Source organism: Caballeronia sp. (assembly GCF_028292365.1).
GTDB lineage: Bacteria > Pseudomonadota > Gammaproteobacteria > Burkholderiales > Burkholderiaceae > Caballeronia.
In genome coordinates this window covers 20,585-30,213 of sequence record NZ_JAQGMM010000393.1, presented here as the reverse complement: position 1 = coordinate 30,213, position 9,629 = coordinate 20,585, and the positions used below count along the sequence as shown (strand labels likewise).

General features: G+C 60.5%; 3 protein-coding genes and 1 pseudogene. 1 reads left to right on the top strand and 3 read right to left on the bottom strand.

Annotation, left to right across the window (positions count from 1 at the left end):
- The 3 genes and pseudogenes from JWR14_RS23695 to JWR14_RS23685 form a co-directional block, all read right to left on the bottom strand.
- A pseudogene (locus tag JWR14_RS23695) lies at positions 1-191 on the bottom strand (hypothetical protein); the annotation flags it as partial.
- 61 nt (positions 192-252) lie between these two features.
- Positions 253-555 carry a hypothetical protein gene (locus JWR14_RS23690; protein ID WP_299712847.1) on the bottom strand — a complete coding sequence of 101 codons (303 nt, stop codon included), beginning with the start codon at positions 553-555 and terminating at the stop codon, positions 253-255.
- 97 nt (positions 556-652) lie between these two features.
- A complete protein-coding gene (locus JWR14_RS23685; protein ID WP_299712844.1) occupies positions 653-3,889 on the bottom strand; it encodes a multidrug efflux RND transporter permease subunit in 3,237 nt (1,078 codons plus the stop codon).
- 1,505 nt (positions 3,890-5,394) lie between these two features.
- On the opposite strand from JWR14_RS23685, the gene JWR14_RS23680 reads away from it, so the two are divergent.
- Positions 5,395-9,618, top strand: a complete 4,224-nt coding sequence (locus JWR14_RS23680; protein WP_299712841.1) for a CheR family methyltransferase — start codon at positions 5,395-5,397, stop codon at positions 9,616-9,618.
- Positions 9,619-9,629: the final 11 nt, after the last annotated feature.

The following is a 9,629-nucleotide window of genomic DNA, read 5'->3' as shown; positions in this document are numbered from 1 at the left end:
AGGACCAGGATGCTGAGGGCATCGACGCGGCGGGTTCTCGCGAATTCCACGAGACTCCAGACAACAGGTGGCACCGCCGACGCGTACAGCGCGCCGAGTTCGCCCCAATGCGGCAACGCGAGCCGATACGCAAGCCACGGCAGCACGAGATTGGCCGCGAGTTCAACGACAAGACCTGCTCGAATCTTCATGAGGAACCAGTGCTGGAGATGGGAAGGGAGCCGACGACTGAAACCACCGCGCGAGCGGCCCTCATTGCGTGAACACTGACACGACGATCGCAAGCCACAGCGCACCTACGCCACCCAAAAACGCATGACGCGCGATACGCAAGCGGGATTCATCGTCGGAGCGTTTTGTTGGCGACGTGGCCAGCCAGGGCACCAGGCCCAGGCACGCGAATCCGGTGAGCGCCAGCAGGGCGACGGAGACATCGCCGGAACGCCAATGCGAGCCCTCGTGAATACCCCAGTAACCGAGGAACACGATGCCGATGGAAAACACCGTCGACGCGGCCGAACTGAGCGCCTGAACGGATCCTGCTGGAAACTGCATGACATGCCTCCCGACGCGCGAAAGTACGATAGATGTCGCCATCATAGGGGAATCGCATTGGGGAACAGGGCACGCGGCGCCACTCTAAACTTACCCCCTACCCCTCTTGCGAGCCTTGAACGTCGCGACGCGGCGCCTCGGACTCAACGTTTGCCGTGACTTTCTCCCGTTTCATGGACTTCACCCGGCTTTGAATCAACCGCTGCCCCGATACGACGATATAAAACGCAAGCGGTGTGAACACCAGCCCCAGTACGGTCGCCGTAATGGCACCGCCGAATACGCCCGTTCCGATCGATCGCCGGCTTTCCGCCCCGGCGCCCGTGGACACCAGCAAAGGCACGACGCCGAGCAAAAACGCCGCCGATGTCATCACGATCGGCCGGAAGCGCGCACTCGCCGCGGTGACAATGGCGTCCGTCAATGACGCGCCATCGGCGTAAAGCGTGCGCGCGAACTGCACGATCAGGATCGCGTTTTTCGCCGATAACCCAATCACCGTGATCATCCCGACCTTGAAATAGACATCGTTCGGCATGCCGCGCAGAAGCATCGCGATCACTGCGCCAATCACGCCCAGCGGCACGATCGTCAGCACCGCGAGCGGGATGGTCCAGCTCTCGTAAAGCGCCGCGAGCGCCATGAACACGGCCAGCAGCGACAAGCCAATCAAGATGGGCGTCAGGCTGGCGGCACGCGTTTCTTCAAGCGCCGTGTCGGTCCAGTCATAACCCACGCCCACCGGCAGTGCTTGCGCGAGCCGTTCCATTTCGGCCATTGCCGCGCCGGAACTTATGCCGTTGGCGGGCCGGCCGCTGACATCGAGTGACGGCGAACCGTTGTAGCGCGTGAGGACGGACGGCCCGGTCGTCCAGTGCAGCGATGCCACGGAGGACAACGGCACCATCTGCCCCGCGGCGTTACGCACCGAGAGGTTCATCAGACTCTCTTCGGTCATGCGCGACGGCGCGTCGGCAGCGACCATCACGCGACGCATGCGGCCGCCCGAAGGGAAGTCGTCGATATAAGACGAGCCAAACGTGTTCCCCAGCGCGTCGCCGATCTTGTCGAACGAAACGCCCAGCGCATAAGCCTTCGCGCGGTCGACGTCCAGCACGATGCGCGGCGCGTCCGGCAACGCTTCCGAATGCACATCGGCGAAAGCGGAATTGTGGCGGGCCTGCTCGAAGAGTTGTTCGCGCGCGGCGGTCAGCGCGGCAATGCCAATGCCACCGCGATCTTCCAGCCGCATCACAAACCCTTCCGAATGGCCCATGCCCGGGACCGACGGCGGCATCTGGGCAGCCACGGTGCCGTCCATGATCTTCGAGAGCGAGCGATTCAGCGTGTCGCGCAGCGTGGCCGCGTCGGTATCGCGCGCCGACCAGTCCTTCAAATCGACAAAACACATGGCCACGTTCTGGCCGCTGCCCTGGAAACTCCAGCCGACCACGCTCGTCACGTTGGCCACCGCCGGCTCGCGTTTCAGGATCGCTTCCGCTTGCTCGACGACCGCGAGCGTGCGTGCCTGCGTGGCGCCCGCCGGCAACTGCACCATTACCTGAAGCTGCGACTGGTCTTCCTGAGGCAAGAAGCCGCCCGGCATATGCAGATAAAGCAACGCGCAGGCGCCCGCCAGCACGAGATACACCGCGAGCATGGGACCCGCACGGCGCAGCACGCGCGCAACAAGCCCGCGATATTTTCGCGAGGTCCAGTCGAAGGCTGCCGTGAAGCCGAACGAACGGCCGCTGGCCTCGTGCGAACTGTGCGAACCGTGTGAATCTTGCGATCCATGCGACCCGTGAGCTCCATGCCGCAAGGCACTCCGCGGCGGTGCTTTCAGCAAGTTCGCGCACAACGCCGGCGTCAGCGAAAGGGCCGTGAACGCGGACACGAGAATCGACGCGATCATCGCGACCGTGAACTGCCGGTAAATACCGCCGACGCTGCCGGGGAAGAACGCCATTGGCACGAACACGGCGGTCAGCACCGCGGTAATGCCGACGATCGCGCTACCCATCTGCTGCATCGCCCGGCGCGTGGCCGCGCGTGGCGCGAGACCCTCTTCCCGCATCACGCGATCGACGTTCTCGACCACGACAATGGCATCGTCGACCAGGATGCCGATCGCCAGCACCATCGCGAACATGGTGAATACGTTGATCGACATGCCGAGCACATAAAGCGCAAGCAGCGCGCCGGTCAACGCAACCGGAATGACCACCGTGGGCACCAGCGCATAACGCAAGTCGCGCAGGAATAGCCACATGACCAGGAACACGAGCAGTACGGCTTCGAACAGCGTCAGCGCCACTTCGTGCAGCGCGACGTGGACGAACTTGGAGTTGTCGAACGGAATTTCCACCGCCGTGCCCGGTGGCAGGCTACGCGACAGTTCGGCCAGCTTCGCGCGGATCGCGGCGGAGGTTTCCATCGCGTTGCCTTGAGGCGAAAGCCGGATACCGATCGTTGTCGCCGACTTGCCGTTCAGCCGCGAAAACGACGCGTAGCTGTCGCGGCCCAGTTCGACCCGTGCGACATCCTTTAGCCGAACGGCCGATCCATCCGTACGCGCTTTCAGCACGATCTCGCCAAATTCGCCCGGCGAAATCAGTTGCCCCCTGACCGTCACCGACGCCGTCAATTGCTGACCGGTGACGAAGGGCACGTCGCCGAGCGTGCCGGCCGTGACCGTTGCGTTTTGAGCCGCGATGGCTTGGGTGACGTCGGCAGCGGCCAAGTTGTATTCGCGCAGTTTCATTGGATCAATCCAGACCCGCAACGCCTCTCCGGCGTCCCACAATTCGGCCGAGCCAACGCCCGGTGCGCGCTTCAGGTCGCGCAGCATATAACGGTTGACGTAGTCGCTCAGTTCCACGGAATCGCGGTGGCCGTCGGTGGACGTGAGTGCGACCAGCATCAGGAACGTGCCGGTCGACTTGAAGACGCTGATGCCTTGCTGCACGACCTGCTGCGGCAGGCGTGACTCGATCTGCTTCATCCGGTTCTGGACATCGACCATGGCGATGTCCGGGTTGGTACCCGCCGAAAACGTGGCCGCAATTTCGAGTTCGCCCAGGCTGTCGCTGGTGGTTTCGTAGTATTGCAAGCCCTCGGCGCCGTCCAGGCTTTCTTCGATCACGCTCGCCACGGTGTTGTCCACGCTTTCCGGCGCCGCGCCCGGATACATCGCATCAATCACAATGCGCGGCGGTGTCAGTCGCGGATATTGCGCGACGGGCAGAAAGGGCGTGACCAGGGCGCCCGCCACGAAAATGGCCAGGGCGACAATCCACGCAAAAACCGGACGATCGATGAAAAAAGACGGCACGCGGGTCCTGACGATTCAATGAGGTTGATTGAAGGCTACCGGGATTTGACGATCTTCATCGGAAGTCGTCGCGTCCGCAATCCGCGCGATTCTCACGATTCCCGCGGCGACCGTCAGTGACAACTTGGCCAGCATCGCGCCAATCTAGCGTGGCGAAACGTTGCGTCAAGTTCGTTGGTGAAGACAAGCGAGCCTTGAAACCTGGCGACGGTTGGGTTTTTTGTTGGCGTTCGTCCAGGGGTCAGCGAAGTGATATTAAAAACTTAAAATAATTGTGTCCAGCATTATTAAGCGGCGGCCTTTTTAGCTGAAGATTTCATTGCCGAATCATCGCCGAATAAGGTGATTTCGATCATTATTTCGATCTTGAAAGGCGATGAGATTATGTTTTTGCGGCATGGACTATTATTAGATGTGATATTCACCAGCGCCCATTGCGGGACGATTGGGTGCAAAACGAGTCAACCTGGATACTTGATCGTCGACAGGTCGTTCGGCGGCCTGTCGAACCTTGCTCTGTCATCGGCAGGATGGGTTACTCGACGCGGCTTGTTCGAGCGTCGAGATGACAGCATCTATATAGTTTATGCGCTTGCGTTGCGCCGGCATGAGGCTCATTGACAAAAAAGAATCAACACGATTGCGCCAATATGATAAAGACAGCCCGTGACTTGGATGCAACCTGGTGATTATCTGTTCCAGATGCGCAAGATCAGTTTTCTATGAGTAGGTGATTCATCGTGTTCCCCGGTGGCGCCGTCTTTTTTGCGGTCGCTGGTTATTGCCATCCGATCCAGCGCATTTATATGCGCTGTAAAAGCCGGTATGGTTTGGTGCTCCATTAAAACCCGGCCCGGCAAGTTGACGAGCCGCTTCGCCGTTGACTGGTCAATGCCCGGCTTATGGGGCTTTGAGCATGAACCCTGCCACGTTCCGCCGCGCTCGGGGAAACACCAGCGGCTTTTTCATTGACAAGGTTTGGCGGGGTGCCGGACGAGGCCGGAAACAATGAGCAGCGGTCATGCGCAGCCCGTCGTTACGATCGCCGTTACGACATTCCGCCGCGCGACGTAACGTTTGTTTCTGGAGTGAACGAGAGATGAATTTATGAAAACGATAAACCGACCGAGTGTGCTAATCAGCCGTTAATGCAAGGTGTAATCATTGCAGATTTAAAATATTGCCGTATTGTTTCGATAAAACCTACCGATAATTTCTCAATCACCATCGTCGTGAATCATCATTCGTACCGAATCGAGATCTCGATGTTTTGTAATGTTCAATAAATACCGCTACGGAAAGCAAGCAGGCTGACTAACCAATAATCTTCTCTCCACAATGCCTGATAAGGATTAATATCGTTGAAATAAGTAGACGGCGTTAACGTCGTTATTACCTGTTTCTATCTCGCGAGGCGGAAGGACACCCGGCGCGGATGGCCCAGGAAGCAGGCTTGCAAATCGCTTTTGCCCGGCCGGTTTGCAAGTGCTCGAAAGGAGCCTCCAATGACCATTAGAAAGCCGCCCGTTGTCCGGACAATTTCGTCCGCCGAATCCTCATCCTTGTTCAATCCTCATTCAGTCGACTTCCCGATTGTCGGTATCGGCGCGTCCGCGGGTGGGATTCAGGCGCTGATGCGTTTGCTCCAGGGTATGCCGGCGGACGGCGGCATGGCGTTCGTCGCCGTGCTGCATATATCGCCGAATCATGCGAGCCATGTCGACGAAGTGCTGCAACGCTCGATCTCCATGCCGGTCGTGCAGGTTTTCGGCACCACCCCAATTGAAAAGAACACGGTCTACCTGATATCACCGTCGAACGATTTATCGCTCGCGGACGGCTGTCTTCATGTCGTCCCGAGCGATCCGTCGCGACGACGGCCGGTCGCGATCGACCTGTTCTTCCGGAGCCTGGCGGACGCGCACCAGGCACGCTCGATCAGCATCATCCTCTCGGGGATGGGCAGCGACGGCTCGATGGGGATTGCGCGGATCAAGGAGCGGAACGGCATAAACATCGTGCAGGACCCGACTGACGCGGAATTCGACGAGATGCCGCGTAATGCGCTGGCAACCGGGTTCGTCGATATCGTGCTGTCTGTCGAGCGGATGCCCGCCCGCCTGATCGAGCTGCGCGACAACGCCCGCGCGATGAAAATGCTGTATGCCGTCGACGAGCTTCCGTCAAATGATCCCGATATTGAACACCGTATCGAGCCAGTGGTTTCGACCATCGACGCCGATGCTGACGTGCTCCACGCATTGCTGACCATCCTGCGTATCCGCACGGGCCACGATTTCCGGCACTACAAACGTGGCACCGTCATGCGGCGCATCGAACGGCGGCTGCAGGTAAATGGTGTAGCTGATCTGGCCGGGTACAAGCGATTTATCGAAACGCATCCTGAGGAGACCACTGCGCTTCTGAAGGACATGCTGATCGGTGTGACGAATTTTTTCCGCGACCGCAAATCGTTCGATGCCTTCGAGCAGCGGGTTGTAGCGAACCTGTTCACAAGACGCTCGCCCGACGAGCCGGTGCGCGCATGGTCGGCGGGGTGCTCGACGGGAGCGGAGCCGTACTCGCTCGCGATGCTGCTGATCGAGCATGGGCCGGCCCAGGGCAAATTTCCGTTGATCCAGGTTTTCGCGACCGATGTCGACGCGAGTGCAATCGATACGGCCCGCGCGGGCGTGTACGCAGGATCGATCGTGGCGGACGTATCGCCTGAGCGGCTGCGGCGGTTTTTCGTGAAGCCGGGTGGCCGTTTCCAGGTGAACAAGGAACTGCGCCAGAAGGTGGTGTTCGCTGTCCACAACATCCTGAGCGACCCGCCATTTTCGGGGATGGACCTGATCTCGTGCCGCAACCTGCTCATCTATCTCGACAGGACAGTGCAGCGCCAAGTGCTGGAGACGTTTCACTTTGCGCTGCGGCCGGGCGGGTTCTTGTTTCTCGGCGCGGCGGAATCCACCGACATTGCAAGTGACCTGTTCGAGCAAGTGGACAAGCGCAACCGCATTTACCGGTCAAAGCGCATGGGCACGCGCGCCATGCCGCCGCTGCCGCTCATCCGCCCCGCCGCGATCTTCGATATCCCCACGCGGCCGGGTCTCGGGCGCGAGACGTCCGCTTCACTCGCGACGCTGCGCCAGCGCGTATTCGAGCGTTACGCGCCGCCAAACGTCACTGTGGACCGCGATGGCGCGATCCTGCATATGTCCGGTCACGCTGGACGTTTTCTTCAGTATGTTAGCGGTGAGCCATCGCGCAATCTGCTCACGCTCGTCAACCCGGATCTGCGCGCGGAATTGCGGAACACCCTGCATCGCGTGTTGCGCGACGGGGACAGCGAAGTGTCGCAGCGCGTGCGCTTTTCGCGCGGCGAGACGCCCTCGTACGTCAAACTATCGGCACGGCGGTTCAAGGATGATGAGAGTGGCGAAGACGTGATCGTCGTGTTCTTCGACGAAATCGAGAACGAGGCAGGGAACGAGGCAGGGAATGACGCCGGGAATGACGCCGGGAATGACGCCGATACAGCAGTTCAACAGAATGCGCCCGTGCAGGACGTCTCCGCCGATGCTGCCAAACTCGTCGATCTGGAACAGGACCTGTATCGCGCGCAGACGCAGATGGACTCGTTGACGGAAGACGCCAGCGTGTCCTCCGAGGAGTTAATGGCGTCGAATGAAGAATTACAGGCGATCAACGAAGAGTTGCGCTCGACCAGCGAGGAGCTTGAGGCGGGCAAGGAAGAGCTGCAGTCGGTTAATGAAGAACTGGTGACGGTGAATCTGGAACTCTGCGACACCGTCACCGAGACGGCCAAGGCGAACGATGACTTGCGCAACCTGATCTCGTCCACCGGCATTGCGACGGTGTTCGTCGATCGGGAAATGCGTATCAAGCGATATACAGCGCCGGCGGTCGGGCTCTTCAAGCTGATTGCATCGGACATCGGGCGGCCGCTGCTGGATCTCACGCACCGGCTCGACTATCCGCAAATGGCCGCCGATGCACGCGCGGCCTTCGACACGCTCACGTTCACCGAGCGCGAGATCCGCACGGACCGCGGTGAGTGGTTTCTTGCGCGGGTGCTGCCGTATTGCACGGCAGACGATCAGATTGACGGAGCAGTCATCACACTGATCGACATCACGGCACGCCGGGCGGCCGAAGCGGCGGCGCGCAGCAGTGAAGAACGCTTGCGGCTGGCCGCCGTTACCACGAACGACTACGCGATCATCGTGCTGGACATGGACGGTTTGATCGTCACGTGGAACGGCGGCGCGCAACGCATCTTTGGTTATGTGGAAAGCGAAGTGCGAGGCCAGCCGCTTGATCTCATTTTTCTCCCCGACGATCGTGAAACGCGTGCGCCTTTGCGCGAGCGGCAACGCGCCACTCAGGCCGGTCGTGTTGAAGACGAACGCTGGCATGTGCGCGCCGACGGCACCGAAATTTATTGCAGCGGTGTCACCACGCCGATCGAGTCCGATCAGTTCCGCGGTTACGCGAAGATTGCCCGCGATGTCACCAACAGGACCGGCATCGAGAGCCAGAAGCAACTTGCACTCACGCTCGAACGCGCAATTCGTGCGCAGTCCGAAGCGGCGAACCGGTTGAAGGACGAGTTTTTTTCGGTGCTCTCGCATGAGCTCAAGAACCCGCTCAACCTGATTCACGTGAAGGCCGAATTGCTCACGCGCATACCCGATGTGCGGGATATCTCAAGCGTGCAGGACGCCGCCGATGCCATCCAGCGCGCCGTCGCCGGACAGGCCAGGATCATCGACGACTTGCTCGACCTGTCGCGTGTGCGTACCGGCAAGCTCGCGCTCCGGTTCGCGCCGGTGGAGATCTCGTCCGTGCTGCAGGCGGTCGTGGCCGCGAGCGCGGCGGATGCGCAGGCGGGTGATATCGAGTTGTCGGTGGTGGGCACCGACGCCGCTGTGATGATTCATGCCGATGCCGAGCGCGTCGAGCAGATGGTCTGGAATCTCGTGCGCAATGCGCTGAAATTCACGCCGCATGGCGGGCGGGTGCGGATCGCATTATCGCGGCAAGACGCGTTGGTTTGCGTCGAGGTGGCGGATACGGGGCAGGGTATTGATCCCGGCTTTCTGCCGCGTATCTTCGAGATGTTCAGTCAGGCCGATGGCGGCGGCCGACGGGACCGAGGTGGTCTTGGGATTGGGCTGTCGCTCGTGAAGCAACTCGCGGAGTTGCATGGCGGGCATATTGAAGTGGAGTCAGCGGGGCAGGGACAGGGGGCGCGCTTCCAGCTATGGCTGCCGGAGAACGCACCGTCGCCGCCGGTGGAAACGCCGCGTGAAACCGTCGATCCGGGCATCTTGAAGGGCTTGCGCGTGTTGCTCGTCGATGACTCCATCGAAGCATTAGAAGCGTTTCGTACGCTGCTTGAAATGGAAGGTGCGCAGGTGCGTGCAGAGCCGAGCGCCGAGCAGGCACTTGAAGCGGTCGCCCAGCAGGAGTTCGATGTAGTGTTGTCGGATATCGGTATGCCGACCATGAACGGCTACGAGATGATCCAGCAGATGCGAAAGACACCGCGAACCGCGCGGCTGCCTGCACTGGCGCTCACCGGGTTTGGCCGTGAACAGGATGTCATCCGGGCGCTCGACGCCGGCTTTAACGGGCATTTGAGCAAGCCGGTGTCTCTTAAGGGACTGGTCGCGGCGATTGACCGGAGTTTGCGGCGGTGAAGGGGATCGGG

Excerpts from the sequence above, each read along its gene's own strand:
- JWR14_RS23690 (WP_299712847.1), bottom strand. The coding sequence starts at position 555 with ATGCAGTTTCCAGCAGGATCCGTTCAGGCGCTCAGTTCGGCCGCGTCG.
- JWR14_RS23680 (WP_299712841.1), top strand. The coding sequence starts at position 5,395 with ATGACCATTAGAAAGCCGCCCGTTGTCCGGACAATTTCGTCCGCCGAA.